A 20,800-nucleotide genomic window follows, 5' to 3' on the forward strand; every position below is an offset into this window, starting at 1 on the left:
AGCATCAGCCGCGAACTCTACCCAAGATTATGGCGAAACCGCGCTGTCGGGACGGGGCAAGGCCGCGGGCAGCGCATCGCGGCGCCCGAGAATCTCCGGCCGAAAAGGGCGCCTCTAGGCCGCAAGATGCTCGGGGTGAGCCCGAGCTCGGCGCCTCCCGGTCGCGATGGAGCCGGTCGGCGAGAGCTTCAGCCGTCGGCCCGATAGCGCTGCAGCACCAGCGAGGCGTTGGTGCCGCCGAAGCCGAAGGAGTTCGACAAAGCGTACTCGATCTCGCGCTTGCGGGCGACATGCGGCACCAGGTCGATGTCGGTCTCGACGGAGGGATTGTCGAGATTGATCGTCGGCGGCGCGACCTGGTCGCGAATGGCGAGCACGGTGAAGATCGCCTCGATGGCACCCGCCGCACCCAGCAGATGGCCGGTCGCCGATTTCGTCGAGGACATCGACGGGCGCTTCGGCGCGTTCGCCAGCAGCCGCTCGACAGCGCGCAGCTCGATCTCGTCGCCGAGCGGCGTCGAGGTGCCGTGGGCATTGACGTAATCGAGGTCGGAAGCCGCGATACCGGCGCGGTCCAGCGCCATGCTCATGCAGCGATAGGCGCCGTCGCCGTCCTCGGCCGGCGAGGTGATATGGTAGGCGTCGCCCGACATGCCGTAGCCGATAACCTCGGCATAGATGCGCGCGCCGCGGGCCAGGGCATGCTCCAGCTCCTCGAGCACGACGACGCCGGCCCCCTCGCCCATGACGAAGCCGTCACGGTCCTTGTCGTAGGGGCGCGAGGCCTTTTCGGGCGTGTCGTTGAAGCTGGTGGAGAGCGCCCGGCAGGCGCAGAACCCGGCGATGCCGATGCGGTTGATGGCCGATTCGGCGCCGCCAGCCACCATGACGTCGGCATCTCCGAGCGCGATCATGCGCGCGGCGTCGCCGATCGCATGCGCGCCGGTCGAGCAGGCGGTGACGGCCGAATGGTTCGGCCCCTTCAACCCGTGCTCGATCGAGACATAGCCCGCAGCGAGGTTGATGAGGCGGCCGGGAATGAAGAAGGGAGAAAGGCGGCGCGGGCCACGCTCCTTGAGCAGGAGCGAGGCCTCATAGATGCCGCCGAGGCCGCCGATGCCGGAGCCGATGGCGACGCCGGTGCGGGTCTGGTCCTCGTAGCTTTCCGGTTTCCAGCCCGCATCCGCCAGCGCCTGCGTGGCGGCAGCCATGCCGAAGACGATGAAGTCGTCGACCTTGCGCTGTTCCTTCGGTTCCATCCAGTCGTCGGGATTGAAGGTCCCGTCGCTGCCGTCACCCCGCGGGATGTTGCAGGCGATCTGCGCCGGCAGGTCGCTGGCGTCGAAGCTGGTAATGGGGCCGGCGCCGCTGGCGCCGGCAAGGATCCGCGTCCAGGTCGGTTCGACGCCGCAACCGAGCGGCGTCACCATGCCGAGCCCGGTCACGACGACGCGCCGCATCGAAACACTACGAGGAGCCATGAGACTTTCTGTATGAAACGACCCTTGGGTCGATCAGCGCCCGATCAGGCGCCTAATCAGGCACTCTTGGCCGAGAGGAACTTGACCGCGTCGCCGACCGTCACGATCGTCTCGGCAGCATCGTCCGGAATCTCGACGCCGAACTCTTCCTCGAAGGCCATGACCAGCTCGACGGTGTCGAGGCTGTCCGCACCCAAATCCTCGATGAAGTTGGCGCTATCAACGACCTTCTCGGGCTCGACGCCGAGGTGCTCGACCACGATCTTCTTCACGCGCTCGGCGACATCGCTCATGGGTCTCTTCCTTAGAAACTGAAAACGCACCGCAGAGCTGCGACGCGCATATGGATCTTCATTCCGACCCGCCGCGCCATCGTGATGATGCACGCGATCCGGAAAGCTTGAAGCCTGCACAAACGCAACAACCGGGTTTTCGTCAAGTCCCCAGGAGCCGGAAAGGCAGCGCGACGGCGCTAGTTAACACACCCTGTCCACAGTGGCGAGAGCGTCGAACGGCTTCTGGAACGCTTCCAGAATGCGCCGCAACCCGTTCAGATCATGGCCATTCCGCCGTTGACGTGAAGCGTCTGTCCGGTCACGTAGCCGGCTTCCGTGCTGGCGAGATAGGCGACCGCCGCCGCCACATCGGCGCCCGCGCCGAGCCGCCCCATCGGCACGTCCGAGAGAATGCCTTCGCGCTGCTTCTCGTTCAGGGCCTGCGTCATCGGTGACTCGATGAAGCCCGGGGCGACCACATTGACGGTGATGTTGCGACTCGCCACCTCCGCCGCCAGCGCCTTGGACATGCCGATGAGACCGGCCTTGGCGGCGGCGTAGTTGCCCTGCCCGGGATTGCCCATCGTGCCGACGACGGAGCCGATCGAGACGATTCGGCCGTAGCGCCTGCGCATCATCGACTTCACCGCCGCGCGCGACAACCGGAAGGCGGCCGTCAGGTTGATCGCGATGACCGCGTCCCAATCCTCGTCCTTGAGGCGCAGGAACAGGTTGTCCTTCGTGATGCCGGCATTGTTGACGAGAATGTCGAGCCCGCCGAGCTTCTCCTCGGCGCTCGGCAGCAGCGCCTCGACCGAATCCTTGTCCGCGAGGTTGCAGGGCGTGATCACGACCCGCTCGCCGAGCTCGGCCGCCAGGGCCTCCAGCGCTTCAGCCCGGGTGCCGGAGATGGCGATGGTCGCGCCCTGGGCGTGAAGGGTTCTCGCAATGGCTCCGCCGAGGCCGCCGGTCGCGCCGGTGACCAGGGCCTTGCGGCCGGTCAGATCAAACATGTCCACTCCCCGTTTCCGGCGTTCTGCCGTCTTAGCGTCCGGATTTCCTCCGGACCTTTCCGATCAGCCCTTGCGAGCCTTATAGGCGGCGATGTCCTCGGCCGTGCCGACCGAGGCCGTGGCGGTCCCGGCGGCGATGCGCTTCACCAGGCCGGCGAGAACCTTGCCGCTGCCCAGCTCGACGAAATCGTCCACGCCAGCCGCCGCCATCGCCTGCACGCATTCGCGCCAGCGCACGGTTCCCGTCACCTGCGCCACCAGCGAGGCGCGAATCGCCTCCGGGTCGCTCAGCGGCGCGGCGCCGACATTGGCCATCACCGGCACGACCGGCGCCCGCATCGCAATCTTGGACAGGGCCTCTCGCATCGCCTCGGCAGCCGGCTGCATCAGCGCGCAATGGAAGGGCGCGGAAACCGGCAGCAGCATGGCGCGCTTGACGCCCCGCTCGGTGGCGAGCGCGATGGCGCGATCGATCGCCGCCTTCGCGCCGGAGAGCACGACCTGCCCGCCCCCATTGTCGTTGGCCGCCTCGCAGACTTCGCCCTGCGCCGCCGCGGCGGCGATCTCGCGGGCGAGGTCGAGCTCGGCGCCGAGCAGCGCCGCCATGGCACCCTGCCCCGCCGGCACGGCCTTCTGCATGGCATCGCCGCGGATGCGCAGCAGGCGGGCCGCGTCGCTGACCGAGAAGGTCCCGGCCGCAGCCAGCGCGGAATACTCGCCGAGCGAGTGCCCGGCGACGAAGGCGGCATCGCGCCCGAGATCGAGCCCGGCCTCGGCCTCGAGCACCCGGACCACCGCGAGGCTGACCGCCATCAGCGCCGGCTGGGCGTTGGCCGTCAGCGTCAGCTCCTCGGCGGGGCCTTCCCACATCAAGGTAGAGAGCTTCTGCGACAGGGCCGCGTCGACCTCGTCGAACACCGCCTTCGCGACCGGGAAGGCGTCGGCCAGGCTCCTGCCCATGCCGACGGCCTGGGAGCCCTGGCCGGGAAAGATCAACGCTGTCGTCATGTCGGGAACGCCTCGTCCTGCAAAACTTTTGTATTATGACGCGGCTGTCACAACGGTTTCGCCGCCAAGTCAAGCACGGAGCCCAGCTTTTCCGCTCCGTGGGCGGGTTTTACCGTCAGATTCCGGTTGCCATGGCGGTCCGGACACTGTAACGACCGCCTCCTGCTTGTTCGGCCGGAGGCTGAACGGATGGCGCGCGCCTTTTTGGAGGCCGCGCAGACTTCGATGGAGTCGTCATCCTGTGTCTCCGCCTTCGATGAAATCCTGTCGGGCCTTATCCAGGGCTCGGAGGGCTCCGCGCCGGGCGAAGCAGGGTGAAACAGAAAGGCCAAATCTAGATGGCATTGTACGAGCATGTGCTGCTCGCGCGGCAAGATGTCAGCGCGCAGCAGGTCGAAGCTCTTGTCGAGCAGTTCAAGGGCGTGATCGAAGCGAATGGCGGCGCCATCCGCAAGGTCGAGTACTGGGGCGTCAAGTCCCTCGGCTACCGCATCAAGAAGAACCGCAAGGCGCACTACACGCTGCTGAACATCGAGGGCCCCTCCGCCGCCGTGCTGGAGATGGAGCGCCAGATGCGCATCAACGAAGACATCCTGCGCTTCATGACCATCAAGGTCGAAGAGCTGGAGGAAGGTCCGTCGGCCATGCTCCAGAAGCGTGATCGCGACGACCGTCCCGAGCGTGGCGGCGACCGTTTCGAGCGCGGCCCGCGCCGTGACCGTCCGCGTCGTGACGACGAAGTGACCGAAACCGCCGAAGTGGGGGCCTGATCCATGTCGACCGCATCTGCCGGCGCCCGCCGCCCCTTCTTCCGCCGCCGCAAGTCCTGCCCGTTCTCGGGCGAGGGCGCGCCGAAGATCGACTACAAGGACGTCCGTCTGCTCTCGCGCTACATCTCCGAGCGCGGCAAGATCGTGCCGTCCCGCATCACGGCGGTTTCCGCCAAGAAGCAGCGCGAGCTCGCCCAGGCGATCAAGCGCGCCCGCTTCCTCGGCCTGCTGCCCTACGTCATCCGCTGATCCGCTAAGCGGATTTCGGAATTTCCGGAGGCGCCCCGGCGCCTCCGGCTTTCACGTTCAAGATCAACCAGTCGCCCGGCGGTGAGACTCCCCCGGGTTCGTTGAGGCGAGAAGCCTCTCACCCTGCCGGGCCAGAACGGCCAGCGAGCAGCGGGACAGCAGGACGGACCATGATTCCGATTGTCGGCATCGGCGCGGGCCTCGTTGCGGCCCTGCTCTTCTCAGTGGTGATCACCGGATCGCCGCTGTCTGCACTGTTGTACTCGGCCGCTCCTCTCCCGATCTTCATCGCCTCGCTGGGCTGGAACCACCGCTCCGGGCTGTTCGCCACGGCCGCGGGCGCGCTCGCCGTCGCGGTGGCGCTGGCGCCGACGGGCGGCGTCGCCTTCGCCCTGATCATCGGCCTGCCGGCCTGGTGGATCGGCTATCTCGCCTTGCTCGCACGCGGCGATGCGCAGGGCACGACGGAATGGTACCCGCTCGGCAATCTCATGGTCTGGATCGCCGCCACCGCCGCGCTCGCGACCGTCGGCAGCGCGCTGGTGATGACCACCGACTACGAGACTTATCGCTCGGTGATCGCGCGGATGATCGAGAATCTTCTGAACGAGATGGTGCGCGGCCGTCTGATCGCCCTGCCGGCCGGCATCGAGGTCGGCGAGCTGGCGCAGAGCCTCGCGCCCGCCGTGCCGCTCGGCATCGGCGCTTCCTTCGTCACCACGATCACGGCCAATCTCTGGCTCGCCGCCCGCGCGGTGAAGGTCTCCGGCCGGCTGCCGCGGCCCTGGCCCTTCATCCCGGCCACGACGCTGCCGCGCCCCGCGCTGCTGCTGCTGCTCGCCTCTGCCTTCCTTGCCACGCTCGGCAGTTTCGTCGGCGTCGCGGCGATGGCCCTCACAGGCGCCCTGCTCGCCGCCTTCATGTTCTGCGGCTTGAGCCTGCTCCACGACATCTCGCGCGGCCGCCCCTGGCGGGCGCCGATGCTGATCTCGGTCTATGTCGCGCTCGTCGTGATGCAGGCCCTGCTAACGCCGCTGCTCGCGCTCATCGGGCTCGCCGACACGCTGTTCGGCCTGCGCAAGCGTTCAGCGTCGCCGCCTCCGCCTACCCAATCCTGAAAACCAGACCAGACCTGTAAGGAGAAGACAAATGGAAGTGATCCTGCTCGAACGCGTCGCCAAGCTCGGCCAGATGGGCGATGTCGTGCGCGTCCGCGACGGCTTCGGCCGCAACTACCTGCTCGCCCGCGGCAAGGCGCTGCGCGCCACCGAGGACAACAAGAAGCGCTTCGAGAGCCAGAAGCTCGAGCTCGAGACCCGCAACCTCGAGCTGAAGTCGGAGGCCGATGCCGTCGCCGCCCGCCTGAACGGCCAGAGCGTCACCATCCTGCGCCAGTCCGGCGAGTCCGGCGTGCTCTACGGCTCGGTCTCGACCCGCGACATCGCCGAGGCCCTGACCAAGGACGGCTTCAACGTCGCCCGCAGCCAGGTGACGCTGAACACCCCGATCAAGACGCTCGGCCTGCACACCGTCCCGGTCGTGCTGCACCCGGAAGTCGCCGTCACGGTCACTGTCAACGTCGCCCGCTCGGCCGAAGAGGCTCATCGCCAGGCCGCCGGCGAGGACGTCACCGCCCGCGAGGAGTTCGACCTCGACGATCTCGGCCTCGAGGTCGGCGCGGCGCTGGCCGAGGCCGGCGACGACGATCGCTGAGCCGAACCGCTCGGACGACGAGTCAAGGGCGCCGTGGCAACACGGCGCCTTTTTCGTTCCGTGGCCTGTGCAAAGGGGTGGATCACGCATCACGCTGCTGGCAGGAGATGGCGGGGTGGTAATCTAAGAGTCTTCCGAATCAGCCGCCGCGCGTTTCGTATCCAGCGGCCGAATGTCGGCTTGAAGTATCAATCAGCATCGATTTATCGGGACGGCCATGGCCACCGCTACAGCCCTCGTCGCTCGCCTCGACAACCGCGAGGCGGAATACCGCGTCCAGCCTCACAACATCGAGGCCGAGCAGGCGCTGCTGGGCGCGATCCTGGTCAATAACGACGCCTTCTACCGCGTCTCCGACTTCCTGCTGCCGGACCATTTCTTCGAGCCGATCCACCAGCGCGTCTTCGAGCTGAGCTCCAGCCTGATTCGCTCCGGCAAGCTTGCGACGCCGATCACGCTCAAGACCTTCGTCAACGACCTCGATCTCGGCGACATCACGCCGAGCCAGTATCTCGCACGACTGGCCGCCGAGGCGACGACCGTCATCAACGCCGGCGATTACGGCCGTACGATCTACGAACTCGCCGTGCGCCGCCTGCTCATCGGCGTCGGCGAAGACCTCGTCAACGTCGCCTATGACGCCCCCGTCGAGATGGCGCCGCGCGAGCAGATCGAAGAAGCCGAGCGCAAGCTCTACGAACTCGCCGAAAAGGGCCGCTACGAAGGCGGCTTCCAGAAATTCGACGGGGCGCTGCGTCTCGCCATCGACATGGCGGCGAGCGCCTATCAGCGCGCCGGCGGCCTGTCGGGCATCTCGTCAGGCCTGCGCGATCTCGACCAACGCATGGGCGGCCTGCAGCCCTCCGACCTGATCGTGCTCGCCGGCCGCCCGGCCATGGGCAAGACCTCGCTGGCGACCAACATCGCCTTCAACATCGCCAAGGCCTGGCGCGGCGAGCGGCAGGCGGACGGGACGATCAAGACGGTCGATGGCGGCGTCGTGGCCTTCTTTTCGCTCGAAATGTCGTCCGACCAGCTCGCGACCCGTATCGTCGCCGAGCAGTCCGGCATTTCCTCCTACAAGATCAGGCAGGGCCGCATCACCGAGGCCGATTTCGCCCGGCTGACCGATGTCGCCGCGCAGATCGAGCGAATCCCGCTCTATATCGACCAGACCGGCGGCATCTCGATCGCGCAGCTCGTCGCTCGCGCCCGGCGGCTCAAGCGGCAGAAGGGGCTCGATGTCCTCTTCATCGACTACCTCCAGCTTCTGTCCGGCTCCTCCAAGAACAGCCAGAACCGCGTGCAGGAGCTGACCGAGATCACGACCAGCCTGAAGGCGCTGGCGAAGGAGCTCTCGGTTCCGATCATCGCGCTGTCCCAGCTCTCGCGCCAGGTCGAGAGCCGCGACGACAAGCGCCCGCAGCTCTCGGACCTGCGCGAATCCGGCTCGATCGAGCAGGACGCCGACGTGGTCATGTTCGTCTATCGCGACGAATACTACCTCAAGGGCAAGGAGCCGCGCCCCGGCACCGAAGAACACAACAAATGGCAGATCGAGATGGAGGCGGCGCATGGCGTCGCCGAGCTGATCATCGGCAAGCAGCGCCATGGCCCGACCGGGACGATCGCCCTCCAGTTCGACGCCGATGTGACGCGCTTCTCCGACCGCGCCGACGACCTTCGCCTCCCGGACCGTGAATGATGTCTGTCGAAACGCCTGAACCCGGCGCCTATGGCGCGACACTGACCATCGACCTCGATGCGCTGGTCTCGAACTGGCGGCTTCTCGGCAAGCGCGCCGGCACGGAGGCGGGCGCCGTCGTCAAGGCGGACGCCTACGGCATCGGCATCGAGCCGGCCGTAACGGCTCTGAGCCGGGCGGGCTGCCGCAATTTCTTCGTCGCCCATCTCTCCGAAGGCATCCGCGCCCGCAAGGTCGCACCCGGGGCGACGGTCTACATCCTGAACGGCCTGCTGCCCGGAAGCGGCGGGATCTATGCCGAGCATGAATTGTCGCCGGTGCTCGGCTCGCATGAGGAATTGCTGGAATGGGCCTCGTTCCGGCAGACCGGCGCGAAAGTCCGGCCGGCGGCGCTGCACGTCGACACGGCGATGAACCGGCTCGGGCTCTGGCCCGGCGAGGGGCTGAACCTCGCCCGCGAGAAATCGGGCACCCTCGCCGCGGCCGATATCGGCCTGCTGATGAGCCATTTCGCCTCTTCCGAGGACGAAGCCGACCCGGCCAATGCCCGCCAGATCGCCGCCTTCGCCGAGATCGCCGCCGCCTTCCCGGAGCTGCCGGCCTCGCTCCTCAACTCGTCCGGACATTTCCTGAAGGACTGCCCGTCCTACCAGCTCACCCGGCCGGGCTACGCGCTCTATGGCGGCAATCCGACGCCGGGCCGGCCGAACCCGATGCAGCCCGTCATCGGGCTCGAAGCGACGATCATCCAGACCCGCGAGGTCGAGGATGGGACCCAGGTCGGCTATAACGGCCGCTGGACCGCCAAAGGCAAGCGCAAGCTGGCCACGATCTGCCTCGGCTATGCCGACGGCTATCCGCGCAACGGGAGCTGGACCGACACGATCACCGGCGGCTCGGCCCTCGTCGCCGGCGTGGCCTGCCCCTTCGTCGGCTCGGTCTCGATGGACCTGATCATCATCGACGTCACCGATGCGCCCGCGGGCGCCGCCCAGCGCGGCGCAAGCGTCACGCTGATCGGCGGGCCACTCGATCTGGAGTCCGTCGGCGCCGGCGCCAAGACGATCGGCTACGAGATCCTGACCAGCCTGGGTCGGCGCTATCAGCGGCGGTATTTGGGCGGCTGATGGCCAAGCGCGGCCCGACCTATCATTGTCAGGCCTGCGGGGCCGTCTATCACCGCTGGCAGGGCAAGTGCGACGCCTGCGGGACATGGTCCTCGCTCGTCGAGGAAGCGCAAGCGGCGCCGGTTCCGGGCGGCGGGCGCCCCTCGTCCGGCGGGAGGGCGCGGGGCCGCGTCTTCGCGCTGGAGACGCTCAAGGGCGAGACGCAGGACGCGCCGCGCATCGTCTCAGGCATAGGCGAACTGGATCGCGTCACGGGCGGGGGCTTCGTGCCAGGCTCGGTGCTGCTGATCGGCGGCGACCCCGGCATCGGCAAATCGACGCTCCTGATGCAGGCCTGCGCCGCGCTGGCGCTGGGCGGACGGCGCGTCGTCTATGTCTCGGGCGAGGAATCGACCGGGCAGGTCAGGTTGCGTGCCGAGCGCATGGGGCTGGCCGAGGCGCCGGTCGATCTGGCGGCGGAAACCAATGTCGAGGATATCATCGCGACGCTCGGCCAGGGTGAGCGCCCTGCCCTCGTCGTGATCGATTCGATCCAGACCATGTGGTCCGGCGAGGTCGAAAGTGCGCCCGGCACGGTGACGCAGGTGCGCGGCTCGGCCCAGGCGCTGATCCGCTACGCCAAGACCAGCGGCGTCTGCCTGATCCTGGTCGGCCATGTCACCAAGGACGGGCAGATCGCCGGCCCGCGCGTGGTCGAGCACATGGTCGACGCCGTTCTCTCATTCGAAGGAGAAGGGGCGCACTCGTTCCGCATCCTGCGCGGCCAGAAGAACCGCTTCGGCGCGACCGACGAGATCGGCGTCTTCGAGATGACCGGCAAGGGGCTGTCGGAGGTCACCAACCCGTCCGCCCTGTTCCTCGCGGGCCGAGACCAGCCGGCGCCGGGCGCGGCCGTCTTCGCCGGCATCGAGGGCACGCGGCCGGTGCTGGTCGAGATCCAGGCGCTGGTGGCGCCGACCGCGCTTGGCACGCCGCGGCGCGCCGTGGTGGGCTGGGAGAACAGCCGGCTCGCCATGGTGCTCGCGGTGCTCGAAACCCACGGCGGCCTCAGACTCGGCCAGCACGACGTCTATCTGAATGTCGCGGGTGGCTTGCGCGTCAACGAGCCGGCGGCGGATGTCGCGGTGGCGGCGGCGCTGGTCTCCTCGTTGACGGGTGCGATCCTGCCGCAGGAGGCGGTCTATTTCGGCGAGATCGCGCTGTCGGGCGCGGTCAGGCCGGTCTCGGTCGCGGCGGCGCGACTCAGGGAGGCGGCGAAGCTCGGATTCGAGGCGGCGCTCATGCCGGCGGGCGGTGCCGATCATGGCGACGGCAATGGCCTGTCGCTGCGCCGTTTCGGCCATGTGACGGAACTCGTTGCCGATATCGCCGCCCGCGCGCCACGCAAGAGTGTGAAATGACATCGCCGGCAGGGTGACGCAGGGGCGAGGAACGCGTATAGCAAAACCGAAACGGTGGTCCGTCGGCGGGCCGGCCGTCGTGAGTCATCAGCAAAGCGGCCTTCCCAATGCCTGTCACCATTCTCGATCTCGTCGTCATCGGCGTGGTTCTGATCTCGGCTTTGCTGGCCGCGGTCCGCGGCTTTACCCGCGAAGTGCTCGCCATCGTCTCATGGATCGCCGCGGCGGCCGTCGCCTGGGTGTTCCATCCGCAGCTCGTGCCCTTCATCCAGCAATACATTCCGGCAAGCTCGGCGCAGGGCACGATCGCGCTGGTCGCCTCGATCGCGTTGTTGTTCCTCGGCACGCTGATCGTCGTCTCGCTGCTGACGGCGCGCATCTCCGACTTCGTGCTCGACTCGCGCATCGGCGCGCTCGACCGCACCTTGGGCTTCGTCTTCGGCGCGGCGCGCGGGCTGCTGCTGGCCGTGATCGGCTATGTCTTCTTCGCGGCGCTGGTCGGCAACGAGAAGATGCCGGTCTGGGCCAAGGAGGCCAAGGCCAAGCCGATGCTGGAGGAAACCGGACGCTCGCTGATCGCGATGCTGCCGCAGGACGTGAATGCCGACTTCATCAAGAACCTGCTGAAGAAGCCCGGCACCGAGGCTGCGCCCGAAGCGCCCGCAGAGGAGCCCCGCGCTCCGGGCACGCCGGCGCCCGTTGCGCCTGCCCCAACCCGTCCCTAATTAGCGCGTAGAAAGTTCGCCTCTAAACCCCGTGTGGAGCTCGCCATGATCTCGCCGACCGAGACGGAGACCGCCTTCGATCCCAACGCCGACCGGCTGCGGGAGGAATGCGGCGTCTTCGGGATCTACGGCCATGCCGATGCCGCGGCGCTGACGGCGCTGGGCCTGCATGCGCTCCAGCATCGCGGGCAGGAGGCGGCGGGCATCGTCTCTTTCGACGGCACCCGCTTCCACTCGGAACGGCGGCTCGGCCTCGTCGGCGATGCCTTCTCGGAAGCGAGCGTCATCGACAAGCTCAAGGGCAAGCAGGCGATCGGCCATGTCCGCTATTCGACGACGGGCGAGACCATCCTGCGCAACGTCCAGCCTCTCTTCGCCGAGCTGCATGGCGGCGGGTTCGCCCTGGCGCATAACGGAAACCTCACCAACGGGCTGACGCTGCGCCGCAACCTCGTGCGCGACGGCGCGATCTACCAGTCGACCTCCGATACCGAGGTGCTGCTGCATCTGGTGGCGCGCAGCCGCAAGCAGAATTTCGTCGACCGTTTCGTCGAGGGCATCCGCCAGATCGAGGGCGCCTATGCCTTCGTCGGCATGACCAACAAGAAGCTGATCGGTGCGCGCGATCCGCTTGGCATCCGCCCGCTGGTGCTGGGCGAGCTCGACGGCTGTCCGATCCTGACCTCCGAGACCTGCGCGCTCGACATCATCGGCGCCAAGTTCATCCGCGAGGTCGAGAACGGCGAGGTGCTTATCGTCTCCGAGAGCGGCATCGAAAGCCACAAGCCCTTCCCGCCGATCGCGGAACGGCCCTGCATCTTCGAATACATCTACTTCGCCCGGCCCGACTCCATCGTGAAGGGCCGCAGCATCTATGAGCGCCGCAAGGCGATGGGCGCCGTGCTGGCGCAGGAATCCCCCGCCAATGCCGATGTGGTCGTGCCGGTGCCGGATTCGGGCGTGCCGGCCGCGCTGGGCTATGCGCAGGCGAGCGGCATCCCCTTCGAGCTCGGCATCATCCGCAACCACTATGTCGGGCGCACCTTCATCGAACCGACGCAGAAGGTCCGCGAGCTCGGCGTCAAGCTGAAGCACTCGGCCAACCGCTCGGTGGTCGAAGGCAAGAGCATCGTGCTGGTCGACGATTCGATCGTGCGCGGCACGACCTCCTTCAAGATCGTCAAGATGATGCGCGAGGCCGGCGCCCGCGAGGTGCATTTCCGCATCTCCTCGCCGCCGATCACCCATCCCGACTATTACGGCATCGACACGCCCGACCGCGAGAAGCTGCTCGCCGCGACGCATTCGCTCGAGGAGATGCGGCAGTTCGTCGGCGCCGACTCGCTCGCCTTCATCTCGGTCGACGGGCTCTATCGCGCCATGGGCCATGAGCGGCGCGATCCGCTGAGGCCGCAATTCACCGACCACTGCTTCACCGGCGATTACCCGACCTCGCTGACCGACGTGATCGGCGAGAGCGCCAAGCAGCAGATCTCCCTGCTGGCCGAAGCCGGCTGAACCGGCGGCGTCTGATGTCCAAGCCTTTGCAGGGGCGCATCGCGCTCGTCACCGGCGCCTCGCGCGGCATCGGTCGCGCGGCGGCGCTGGCTTTCGCCGCAGCCGGAGCCCATATCGTGGCGCTCGCCCGCACCACCGGCGCGCTCGAGGAACTGGACGACGAGATCAACGCGCTCGGCGGCAGCGCCACGCTGGTGCCGCTCGACCTCGCCGATGCGGGCGGGCTCGAGAAGCTCGGTCCTGCGCTGCTGGAGCGCTGGGGCAAGCTCGACATCCTGCTCGCCAATGCCGGCGTTCTCGGTTCCCTCTCCCCGCTCGGCCACGTGACCGAGAAGGACTGGGCCAAGGTGCTCGACATCAACGTCACGGCCAACTGGCGATTGATCAAGTCGCTCGATCCGGCGCTGCGCGCTTCCGACGCTGGACGCGTCATCCTGCTCTCCTCGGGCGCGGCGCATAAATGCCTGGCCTATTGGGGGCCGTACTCGATCTCCAAGGCGGCTGTGGAGGCTCTGGGGCGCACCTATGCGGCTGAGACGGCGACGACCCCGGTCAAGGTCATGCTGGTCAATCCCGGCCCGCTGCGCACCAAGATGCGTGCCGAGGCGATGCCGGGCGAAGACCCGGCGACGCTGAAGACGCCGGAGGATCTCGCGCCGCATCTCGTCACGCTGGCCTCGCCGGACTGGGCCGACAGCGGCAAGATCTTCGACTTCCCGCAAGGCAAGGTGCTGGCGCCGCAGATGCCGGCCTGAGAGCGTCTCGCCGCTCCCGACCATCGGAGGCAGAATGCTCGCAGGTTTCGTCTGGCGTCCGCTTTCCCTCCCGGCCCTCGGCGCGGCTATGGTCCTGACCACCGGGCATGCTCTTGCCGATGACGGGGCGGCATCTCCTCGCCCGGCCATTTCGGACTTGCGCCAAACCTGTCGCTCCGGCCTCACGGAAGCGGCCCTCGATCCGCTGGAGAGCATCGCCCGCCATGACCGGGCTCTGGCGGCCTGCAATGCCTTGATCGACAAGGGCGGTCTCGCAGGTGACGCGCTCGCCGCGGCCCTGCTCGATCGCGCAGACCTGCTGGCGCCGGGAACGGGCGCAATCTACGCGCGAGCGCTCGCCGATTACGACCGCGCCATCGCGCTTGCGCCGACGCTCGCGGTCGCCTTCTGGAAGCGCGGAAAGGCCCATCTATTCTACATGCGGGATCTTCCGCGGGCCTTGAGCGATCTCGACACCGCCATCCGTCTCGACCCTGCGCAAGCAGAGTTCCTCGTAACGCGCGCCTCGATCCAGGCCTCGCTCGGTGAAGCGGACAAGGCGCTCGCCGATCTCGATCGCGCTGTCGCCCTCGCCCCGGGATTGGAAAAGGCGCGCACGGTCCGCGGCCTGACCTATTTCAACAGAGGCGACACGGCCCGTGCCATCGCCGACTTCAGCGAGGCGATCCGTCTCGCGCCCGAATCGGACGCGAATTACCGGTTCCGCGCCGCGGCCCGGCATGCCGCAAAAGACGAGGACGGGGCTCGGGCAGACGAGGCGAAGGCCGAGGAGCTCTCGGCGCGCGACGCGGGCAAGCCAGCCGGCGTCACTCGGCCCTGAGCCAGCGCAGCAACCCGGCCTGATCGCCGCTCTCGACCGCCGCAGCGACCCGCCTGCCGACGGCGGCGCCGAATTTGTAGCCGTGGCCCGAACAGGCCGAGACGACCGTGACCCGGCCGATCTGCCGCGAGAGGAACTTCTTGTCGGCGGTGAAGGTGTAGGCGGACGCGGTGCTGGTCGCCGGAAGCGGCGTAGTGGTTGGGGATCTGCGGTGCCTGCTCGAACAGCGTCACCGCATGCCCGCGCCGGTTCAACGACCAGGCGGTCGAAAGACCGGCGATGCCGGCGCCCACGACCGCGACACGCATCAGCCCTTGCGTTCCTTGTCGTAAGGATTGTGGCCGCCGCGCGTATGCAGCCGGATCGGCGTGCCCGGCAGCTCGAAGGCCTCGCGCAGATTGTTGACGAGGTAGCGGGTGTAGGACACCGGCAGGTGGTCGAGCTGATTGCCGAACAGAGCGAAGGTCGGCGGCCGGGCCTTGGCCTGCGTCATGTAGCGGATCTTGATGCGGCGCCCGGCCACCGCCGGCGGCGGATGGGCCGAGAGAACGCCTTCGAGCCAGCGGTTGATGCGCGCGGTCGAGACGCGGCGGTTCCACACCTCATAGGCCGAGAACACGCCCTGCATCAGCCGGTCGATGCCCTCGCCGGCGAGGCCCGAGAGCGGGATGATCGGCACGCCGCGCACCTGCGCCAGCAGATGGTTGGCCTTCTCCTTGAGTTCGGCGAGCAGGCCCTGCTTGTCGGCGACAAGGTCCCATTTGTTGAGGCCGATGACGACGGCCCTGCCCTCGCGCTCGGTCAGGTCGACCAGCGTCAGATCCTGCTTCTCGAAAGGAATGGTCGCATCGAGCAGCACGACCACGACCTCGGCGAAGCGGATGGCGCGCAGCGAATCCGCGACGGAGAGCTTCTCCAGCTTCTCCTCGATGCGGGCGCGCTTGCGCATGCCGGCCGTGTCGAAGAGCTTGACCTTGCGGCCGCGCCATTCCCAGTCGACCGAGATGGTGTCGCGGGTGATGCCGGCCTCAGGGCCGGTGAGCAGCCGCTCCTCGCCGATCATGCGGTTGACCAGCGTCGACTTGCCGGCGTTGGGCCGGCCGATGATGGTGACGCGCAGCGGCCGGTCCGGATCGATATCCTCTTCGGTCCCCTCGCCTGCGACGTTCTCCCAGGCGGCCTCGCTCTCTTCCCCATCCTCATCGGGCTCGTCGTCGATGAAGGGGGCGAGCGCTTCCAGCAGATCCGAAGTGCCCTCGCCATGCTCGGCCGAGAACGGCACGGGATCGCCGAGCCCGAGCGAATAGGCGTCGATGATGCCGTCCGCGCCCTTTTTGCCCTCGGCCTTGTTGGCCAGCAGGATCACCGGCTTGCCGGAGCGGCGCACCAATTCGGCGAAGGGCTGGTCCATCGGCGTCAGGCCCAGCCGGGCGTCGATCATGAAGACGACGACATCGGCCTGGGCGATCGCCATCTCGGTCTGGGCGCGCATGCGGCCGAGAAGCGAATCCTTGTCGGCCTCTTCCAGACCGGCGGTGTCGATGACCTTGAAGCGCAGATGGCCGAGCGAGGCGTCGCCCTCGCGGCGGTCGCGCGTCACGCCCGGGCGGTCATCGACCAGCGCGAGCTTCTTGCCGACGAGCCGGTTGAACAGGGTCGACTTGCCGACATTGGGGCGCCCGATGAGGGCAACGATGGCTGTCATTCGCTTCACATCTTCCGTCGTCATCCCAGCCACGCAAAGCGCAGAGCCGAGATCCATTGCCTGAACCTTAGCTGGAAACGCTCAGGCATGGATCCCGGGTCTCCCTGCGGTCGCCGGGATGACGCGCGCGATGATAAGGGTTTTTTCTAGTTCTGCACCGTCACCGGCCCGCCACGGACCAGCGCGAGGTAGAGGTCGGCCCGCTGACGCTCGGCCTGCGGTGTCGCCGGATCGGTGACGATGGCGTCGAACCAGCGCCCGGCATCCTCGAAGAGGTTGTTCTTCAGGGCCGAGACGCCGAGGAATTCGCGCGCGGAATGGCGCCAGATGCCCTGCGGCGTCGCCAGCGGCTCCAGCGCCTGCTTGATCTCGGCATAGGGAACGAGATCGACGCGCAGGATGCCGGCGCGCAGCCGGGCCAGGTCGCGATAGCTCTGGTCGAGCGAGCCGTCATTGGCGAGCGCGTCGAAGGCGGTGGCGCCGGCGGCGGGATCGTTCTTGGCCGTCTCGGCGGCGAGACGGAAGCGGGCGATCTCGCGATAGCCGGCCGGTGCACCCGCGGCGAGCTCCTTCAGGATCGACTCAGCCTGGGTGCTATCGCCGTCGCGCGAGGATTTCAGCGCCGCCTCGAAGCGCGCGCCAACGGCCGCCGCTGCCTGATTCTGCTGGTGCTGCCAGAACTGCCAGCCGGCCATGCCGATGACGGCAAGCACGGCCAGCGCCACAGCGGCCCAGCCGTACTTCTTCCAGAACTGCGCCGCCTTGTCCCGGCGGACTTCCTCATCGATCTCGCGAAAAATATCGGCCATTTGACTGTCAAAATCCCTGTTGGGAGCCCGGTAGCATTTTCACGGCCGGAATGCGAGCCGGTTCAACGACCGTGGCGTCGCAGATTGCAGCATCGACATGGACGGCCCGGCCGCCGCCATGGCAGAACACGGCACGAGGCTTGCTGTGACTCGCTGGAAAGCGGGCAGATCGCCGCTGCGGAGGCCGACATGGCTCAGAACATCATTTCGCGTTACGGCATGGCTGCTCTCGCCCTTGCCACCCTTGCCCTTGGCACCGTCACCTTGCCGGCGAGAGCCGCCTCGGAGCCGGTCAAGGTCAAGGTCTTCGTCGCGGCGATGTTCGAGATCGGCGAGAATACGGGCGATCGCGCCGGCGAATTCCAGCACTGGTACGAGCGCTACTGGATGAAAAGCCCGCCCCATGCCGTCAAAGGCGCGCTGAAGCCGATCTATTGCAACGATGACGGCGTCTGCGGGGCCGTGCTCGGCATGGGCAAAGTCAACTCCTCCTCCTCGATGCAGGCGATCCTGCTCGATCCGGCCTATGACTTCTCGCAGGCCTATTTCATCCTGAGCGGCGTCGCCGGCACGCCGCCCTCGCGCGGCACCATCGGCGACGTCTCCTGGGCGAGCTGGCTCGTCGATTACGATCTCGGCCATCGCTGGGCGCCGGAGGAAGGCAAGCCGGGCGAGCCGGTCTTCATGCCGCGCAAGGGCTATGAGAGCTACCGCGTCTTCCAGCTCAACCCGGCGCTGGTCGGCTGGGCCGTCAAGCTGAGCCAGGGCACCAACCTGCAGGATTCCGATGCGGCGCGGCAATACCGCATGCGCTATCCGGAGAAGCGCGCGCAGGCTGCGCCGGCCGTGACGACCGGCACGCATATGACCGGCGACACCTTCTTCCACGGCCCCGGCCTGTCGAAGGAGGCCCAGTACATCGCCAAGCTCTACGGCGCCGACGACTATGTCATCACCGAGATGGAGGCGGCGGCGATCACGCTGGTGATCAAGCGCCAATTCGGCACCGACCGTGTCCTGAGCCTGCGCGGCGCGGTCAATTTCGACCAGGGCAACCCGAACGAGACGACGTTGCAGCATCTCGACCCGGCGCCGGGTCAGACCGCCGGCGGCTTCGCCGAAACCGTCGCCAATATCGAAGCGGCCGGCTCGCGCGTGGTCGATCACATCGTGACGGACTGGCCGGAATGGCAGAAGGGCGTGCCGCCGCTGCCGGGGAACTGAGACTGGAAGCGTCATTCTCGGGCGAAGCGAAGCGCGGACCCGAGATCTCAAGACGAGAAAGCACTGGTTTCCGTCATGCTCGGGTCAAGCCCGAGCATGACGGCTGCGGTCAGCCCGCCCTGAACAGCAGGCTGCCGTCGCCATAGCTGTAGAAGCGGTATTGCTCAGCGATCGCATGGGCATAGGCGCGTTTCATCACGTCGAGTCCGCAGAAGGCGGAGACGAGCATGAACAGCGTCGAGCGCGGCAGATGGAAATTGGTCATCAGCACGTCGACCGCGCGGAAGCGATAGCCCGGCGTGATGAAGATCGCCGTGTCGCCGGAGAAGGGCCGGATCGCCCCGTCCTCGCCGGTCGCGCTTTCGAGGAGGCGCAGCGAGGTCGTGCCAGCGGCGACGATGCGCCCGCCCCTCGCCTTCACCGCGTTGAGCGCGGCCGCCGTCTCCGCCGAGACCGTGCCCCATTCGGCATGCATGCGGTGTTCGTCGGTGTCATCAGCCTTGACCGGGAGGAAGGTGCCGGCGCCGACGTGCAGCGTGACGAAATGGCGGGAGACGCCGCGTGCTTCGAGACCTGAGAACAGCTCCGGCGTGAAATGTAAGCCAGCCGTCGGCGCCGCGACAGCACCCTCATGACGGGCGTAGGAGGTCTGGTAATCGCTGGCATCGGCGTGGTCGGCGGGCCGCTTGCCGGCGATATAGGGCGGCAGCGGCAATTCGCCGAGCCGCGCGATCGCCTCGTCGAGATAGGCGCCGGTCAGGCTGAAGCGCAACTCGACCTCGCCGCCCTCGCCCTTCTCCAGGACTTCGGCCTGCAGGCGGCCGAGCTCGCAGGCATTGCTGGCGCCGTCCGCGTCGAACATGACGGTCTCGCCCAATGCCAGCTTCTTGGCCGGGCGGGCGAAGGCGCGCCAGCGATCCTCGCTCTCGCGCTTGTGCAGCATGATCTCGACGCGTGCCGAATCCTCGCCGCGATAGCGCCGGCCGCGCAGGCGCGAGGGAATCACACGGGTATCGTTGAGAACGAGCGCGTCGCCCGGCTGCAGCAGGGACGGCAGGTCACGGATGCCGAGATCGGCGAAGGGCTGGGCTGCGTCAGGACGCACCACGAGCAGACGCGCCGCATCGCGCGGGCTTGCCGGCCTCAGCGCGATACGGTCCTCGGGCAGATCGAAATCGAAGAGGCCGACATCCATCGGTCTACATCTCTCTTCAAACGCAAAGAGCCCTCATTCCGGGCGTCGAGCGCGGCTGGCGCCGCATCTCCCGGAACGAGGGCTCGGGTTGAGCGAAGCGATCAGGCCGCGTCGGCCATCACCTTCATCGAGACGATGGAGTCGGGATCGCGCACGGGCTCGCCGCGCTTGATCTTGTCGACATTCTCCATCCCTTCGACGACCTGGCCCCAGACGGTGTACTGCTTGTCGAGGAAGCGGGCATCGTCGAAGACGATGAAGAACTGGCTGTTGGCCGAGTTCGGGTTCTGGGAGCGGGCCATCGAGCAGATGCCGCGGACATGCGGCTCGGCGTTGAATTCCTGCTTCAGGTCAGGATAGTCCGAGCCGCCGGTGCCCGTGCCATGGGGGCAGCCGACCTGCGCCATGAAGCCGTCGATGACGCGGTGGAAGACGATGCCGTCATAGAAGCCCTCGCGAGCGAGCGTCTTGATGCGCTCGACATGGCCCGGAGCGAGGTCGGGGCGCAGCTTGATGACCACCTTGCCCTTGGTCGTCTCCATGACGATGGTGTTTTCTGGATCGAGCGACATCAGCTCTGCCTTTCGTTAAGCGGCACGTGGCCGTGGAAGCGTATGATGAAGGGTCGCCCCGCGATACTCGCTCCGAGGCCCTTCGACAACCTCATCGGCGTGCAGGCATGCACGGCGGCAACGGCGGACTCGCTGAAGCGTCTCTGGAACGCGGGATCGCCGCGCCGGGTTTCCCAGGTCACGCGCGGCTGGCCGAACAGCGTGCCGTCACGCCGCAGGCTGAAGCGGAGCGAGACCATCGCGCCGGTCAGGTCGCCCGGCAGCGGCGGCGGCTGCCAGCAGCGGCGCAGGGCCGGCGCGATATCGGTGAGCTTGTCGACGGCCTCACCCGGCTCGTTCGGCGTCTGGGGCGAGACGTCGCCGATCAGGCCGATCTCGCCCGCGCCGCCCCTGAGGCGAGACGGGCCGATCCGGCGCTGATCGATGCCGGGGATGTCGTTGCCGCTGAACGGCCCGCCAACGCCCGGAGCGTAGCGCTGGCCGCTCTGCGGCGGCAGGATCGGGTTCTGCGAGCCGGAAGGCGGAGGCAGAACCGGATTCTGCGAGCCCGAGGGCGGCGGCCGGCCGAGATCGAGCGTTTCCTGCGCGGCCGCCGGCGCGAGCGCCGCGCCGAGGAGAAAGGCCGTCAAGACGAGAGGGCGCATGGCCTGCTCCTTTGCATCAGCCTGCCCCATCCGCCGGAGACGCTCACGCCTGACTTGGCCGGCTTACTTGG

The 20,800-nt window shown here is 67.6% G+C and carries 21 protein-coding genes and 1 pseudogene; 12 read left to right on the forward strand and 10 right to left on the reverse strand.

What is annotated here, in order from left to right; genetic code table 11:
• Positions 1-188: 188 nt before the first annotated feature.
• The 4 genes from fabF to fabD all read right to left on the reverse strand — a co-directional run bounded on the left by fabF (position 189) and on the right by fabD (position 3,777).
• A complete protein-coding gene (gene fabF, locus GGC47_RS15160) occupies positions 189-1,460 on the reverse strand; it encodes a beta-ketoacyl-ACP synthase II (protein WP_038367631.1) in 1,272 nt (423 codons plus the stop codon).
• 77 nt (positions 1,461-1,537) lie between these two features.
• A complete protein-coding gene (locus GGC47_RS15165) occupies positions 1,538-1,774 on the reverse strand; it encodes an acyl carrier protein (RefSeq protein ID WP_038367632.1) in 237 nt (78 codons plus the stop codon).
• A 257-nt stretch (positions 1,775-2,031) separates the two neighbouring features.
• Positions 2,032-2,769, reverse strand: a complete 738-nt coding sequence (gene fabG, locus GGC47_RS15170; RefSeq protein WP_142020837.1) for a 3-oxoacyl-[acyl-carrier-protein] reductase — start codon at positions 2,767-2,769, stop codon at positions 2,032-2,034.
• A 63-nt stretch (positions 2,770-2,832) separates the two neighbouring features.
• Positions 2,833-3,777 carry an ACP S-malonyltransferase gene (gene fabD, locus GGC47_RS15175; protein WP_142020836.1) on the reverse strand — a complete coding sequence of 315 codons (945 nt, stop codon included), beginning with the start codon at positions 3,775-3,777 and terminating at the stop codon, positions 2,833-2,835.
• Between the two features lie 338 nt (positions 3,778-4,115).
• On the opposite strand from fabD, the gene rpsF reads away from it, so the two are divergent.
• From rpsF to GGC47_RS15230, 11 genes are all read left to right on the forward strand, one after another.
• Entirely contained in the window at positions 4,116-4,547 is a 432-nt protein-coding gene (rpsF, locus tag GGC47_RS15180) for a 30S ribosomal protein S6 (protein ID WP_038367640.1), read from the forward strand.
• Positions 4,548-4,550: 3 nt separating this feature from the next.
• Complete coding sequence (gene rpsR, locus GGC47_RS15185) at positions 4,551-4,796, forward strand: 30S ribosomal protein S18 (protein WP_038367644.1); 246 nt, start codon at positions 4,551-4,553, stop codon at positions 4,794-4,796.
• Positions 4,797-4,966: 170 nt separating this feature from the next.
• Positions 4,967-5,914 (forward strand): DUF2232 domain-containing protein, encoded by a 948-nt coding sequence (locus tag GGC47_RS15190; protein ID WP_112762123.1) that lies wholly within the window; start codon positions 4,967-4,969, stop codon positions 5,912-5,914.
• Positions 5,915-5,945: 31 nt separating this feature from the next.
• Positions 5,946-6,509 (forward strand): 50S ribosomal protein L9, encoded by a 564-nt coding sequence (rplI, locus tag GGC47_RS15195; RefSeq protein WP_038367650.1) that lies wholly within the window; start codon positions 5,946-5,948, stop codon positions 6,507-6,509.
• A 217-nt stretch (positions 6,510-6,726) separates the two neighbouring features.
• Entirely contained in the window at positions 6,727-8,214 is a 1,488-nt protein-coding gene (locus GGC47_RS15200; RefSeq protein ID WP_038367653.1) for a replicative DNA helicase, read from the forward strand.
• Entirely contained in the window at positions 8,214-9,341 is a 1,128-nt protein-coding gene (gene alr, locus GGC47_RS15205) for an alanine racemase (protein WP_142021068.1), read from the forward strand. Before GGC47_RS15200 ends, alr begins: the two co-directional genes overlap by 1 nt.
• Positions 9,341-10,741, forward strand: a complete 1,401-nt coding sequence (radA, locus tag GGC47_RS15210; RefSeq protein ID WP_113253102.1) for a DNA repair protein RadA — start codon at positions 9,341-9,343, stop codon at positions 10,739-10,741. The genes alr and radA overlap by 1 nt, the downstream gene beginning before the upstream one ends.
• A gap of 107 nt (positions 10,742-10,848) precedes the next feature.
• Positions 10,849-11,466, forward strand: coding sequence for a CvpA family protein (locus tag GGC47_RS15215; RefSeq protein ID WP_038367659.1), 618 nt, complete (start codon positions 10,849-10,851; stop codon positions 11,464-11,466).
• Between the two features lie 45 nt (positions 11,467-11,511).
• Positions 11,512-12,984 (forward strand): amidophosphoribosyltransferase, encoded by a 1,473-nt coding sequence (gene purF / locus GGC47_RS15220; RefSeq protein WP_112762120.1) that lies wholly within the window; start codon positions 11,512-11,514, stop codon positions 12,982-12,984.
• A gap of 14 nt (positions 12,985-12,998) precedes the next feature.
• Positions 12,999-13,739, forward strand: a complete 741-nt coding sequence (locus GGC47_RS15225) for an SDR family NAD(P)-dependent oxidoreductase (RefSeq protein ID WP_142020835.1) — start codon at positions 12,999-13,001, stop codon at positions 13,737-13,739.
• A 157-nt stretch (positions 13,740-13,896) separates the two neighbouring features.
• Entirely contained in the window at positions 13,897-14,580 is a 684-nt protein-coding gene (locus GGC47_RS15230) for a tetratricopeptide repeat protein (protein ID WP_370954224.1), read from the forward strand.
• Positions 14,581-14,768: 188 nt separating this feature from the next.
• Here the strand turns inward: GGC47_RS15230 and GGC47_RS15235 are convergent.
• The 3 genes and pseudogenes from GGC47_RS15235 to GGC47_RS15245 all read right to left on the reverse strand — a co-directional run.
• Positions 14,769-14,888 (reverse strand): annotated as a pseudogene (locus GGC47_RS15235) (FAD-dependent oxidoreductase); the annotation flags it as partial.
• Positions 14,888-16,285, reverse strand: coding sequence for a ribosome biogenesis GTPase Der (der, locus tag GGC47_RS15240; RefSeq protein ID WP_142020832.1), 1,398 nt, complete (start codon positions 16,283-16,285; stop codon positions 14,888-14,890). The pseudogene GGC47_RS15235 and the gene der, both read right to left, overlap by 1 nt.
• A 146-nt stretch (positions 16,286-16,431) precedes the next feature.
• Positions 16,432-17,094, reverse strand: a complete 663-nt coding sequence (locus tag GGC47_RS15245; RefSeq protein ID WP_113253097.1) for a tetratricopeptide repeat protein — start codon at positions 17,092-17,094, stop codon at positions 16,432-16,434.
• A gap of 189 nt (positions 17,095-17,283) precedes the next feature.
• Between GGC47_RS15245 and GGC47_RS15250 the strand changes: the two genes are divergently transcribed.
• On the forward strand, positions 17,284-18,318 hold the full coding sequence (locus GGC47_RS15250) for a purine-nucleoside phosphorylase (protein ID WP_142020831.1): 1,035 nt from the start codon (positions 17,284-17,286) through the stop codon (positions 18,316-18,318).
• A gap of 109 nt (positions 18,319-18,427) precedes the next feature.
• On the opposite strand, the gene queA is transcribed toward GGC47_RS15250, so the two are convergent.
• From queA to GGC47_RS15265, 3 genes are all read right to left on the reverse strand, one after another.
• The gene (queA, locus tag GGC47_RS15255; RefSeq protein WP_142020830.1) at positions 18,428-19,513 is read right to left on the reverse strand and encodes a tRNA preQ1(34) S-adenosylmethionine ribosyltransferase-isomerase QueA; all 1,086 of its coding nucleotides are present in this window, start codon (positions 19,511-19,513) and stop codon (positions 18,428-18,430) included.
• A 101-nt stretch (positions 19,514-19,614) separates the two neighbouring features.
• Positions 19,615-20,085, reverse strand: coding sequence for a peptidylprolyl isomerase (locus GGC47_RS15260; protein WP_038367672.1), 471 nt, complete (start codon positions 20,083-20,085; stop codon positions 19,615-19,617).
• Positions 20,085-20,729 carry a hypothetical protein gene (locus GGC47_RS15265; protein WP_112762113.1) on the reverse strand — a complete coding sequence of 215 codons (645 nt, stop codon included), beginning with the start codon at positions 20,727-20,729 and terminating at the stop codon, positions 20,085-20,087. The genes GGC47_RS15260 and GGC47_RS15265 overlap by 1 nt, the downstream gene beginning before the upstream one ends.
• Positions 20,730-20,800 lie beyond the last annotated feature (71 nt).

This window comes from Allobosea sp. OAE752 (assembly GCF_050433265.1).
In the GTDB taxonomy this organism is placed as follows: Bacteria; Pseudomonadota; Alphaproteobacteria; order Rhizobiales; family Beijerinckiaceae; genus Allobosea; species Allobosea spartocytisi.

What these genes read in the sequence shown, in the direction of transcription:
- fabF (WP_038367631.1), bottom strand. Translation starts at nt 1,460, where the DNA reads ATGCGGCGCGTCGTCGTGACCGGGCTCGGCATGGTGACGCCGCTCGGT.
- GGC47_RS15165 (WP_038367632.1), bottom strand. Translation starts at nt 1,774, where the DNA reads ATGAGCGATGTCGCCGAGCGCGTGAAGAAGATCGTGGTCGAGCACCTC.
- fabG (WP_142020837.1), bottom strand. Translation starts at nt 2,769, where the DNA reads ATGTTTGATCTGACCGGCCGCAAGGCCCTGGTCACCGGCGCGACCGGC.
- fabD (WP_142020836.1), bottom strand. Translation starts at nt 3,777, where the DNA reads ATGACGACAGCGTTGATCTTTCCCGGCCAGGGCTCCCAGGCCGTCGGC.
- rpsF (WP_038367640.1), top strand. Translation starts at nt 4,116, where the DNA reads ATGGCATTGTACGAGCATGTGCTGCTCGCGCGGCAAGATGTCAGCGCG.
- rpsR (WP_038367644.1), top strand. Translation starts at nt 4,551, where the DNA reads ATGTCGACCGCATCTGCCGGCGCCCGCCGCCCCTTCTTCCGCCGCCGC.
- GGC47_RS15190 (WP_112762123.1), top strand. Translation starts at nt 4,967, where the DNA reads ATGATTCCGATTGTCGGCATCGGCGCGGGCCTCGTTGCGGCCCTGCTC.
- rplI (WP_038367650.1), top strand. Translation starts at nt 5,946, where the DNA reads ATGGAAGTGATCCTGCTCGAACGCGTCGCCAAGCTCGGCCAGATGGGC.
- GGC47_RS15200 (WP_038367653.1), top strand. Translation starts at nt 6,727, where the DNA reads ATGGCCACCGCTACAGCCCTCGTCGCTCGCCTCGACAACCGCGAGGCG.
- alr (WP_142021068.1), top strand. Translation starts at nt 8,214, where the DNA reads ATGTCTGTCGAAACGCCTGAACCCGGCGCCTATGGCGCGACACTGACC.
- radA (WP_113253102.1), top strand. Translation starts at nt 9,341, where the DNA reads ATGGCCAAGCGCGGCCCGACCTATCATTGTCAGGCCTGCGGGGCCGTC.
- GGC47_RS15215 (WP_038367659.1), top strand. Translation starts at nt 10,849, where the DNA reads ATGCCTGTCACCATTCTCGATCTCGTCGTCATCGGCGTGGTTCTGATC.
- purF (WP_112762120.1), top strand. Translation starts at nt 11,512, where the DNA reads ATGATCTCGCCGACCGAGACGGAGACCGCCTTCGATCCCAACGCCGAC.
- GGC47_RS15225 (WP_142020835.1), top strand. Translation starts at nt 12,999, where the DNA reads ATGTCCAAGCCTTTGCAGGGGCGCATCGCGCTCGTCACCGGCGCCTCG.
- der (WP_142020832.1), bottom strand. Translation starts at nt 16,285, where the DNA reads ATGACAGCCATCGTTGCCCTCATCGGGCGCCCCAATGTCGGCAAGTCG.
- GGC47_RS15245 (WP_113253097.1), bottom strand. Translation starts at nt 17,094, where the DNA reads ATGGCCGATATTTTTCGCGAGATCGATGAGGAAGTCCGCCGGGACAAG.
- GGC47_RS15250 (WP_142020831.1), top strand. Translation starts at nt 17,284, where the DNA reads ATGGCTCAGAACATCATTTCGCGTTACGGCATGGCTGCTCTCGCCCTT.
- queA (WP_142020830.1), bottom strand. Translation starts at nt 19,513, where the DNA reads ATGGATGTCGGCCTCTTCGATTTCGATCTGCCCGAGGACCGTATCGCG.
- GGC47_RS15260 (WP_038367672.1), bottom strand. Translation starts at nt 20,085, where the DNA reads ATGTCGCTCGATCCAGAAAACACCATCGTCATGGAGACGACCAAGGGC.
- GGC47_RS15265 (WP_112762113.1), bottom strand. Translation starts at nt 20,729, where the DNA reads ATGCGCCCTCTCGTCTTGACGGCCTTTCTCCTCGGCGCGGCGCTCGCG.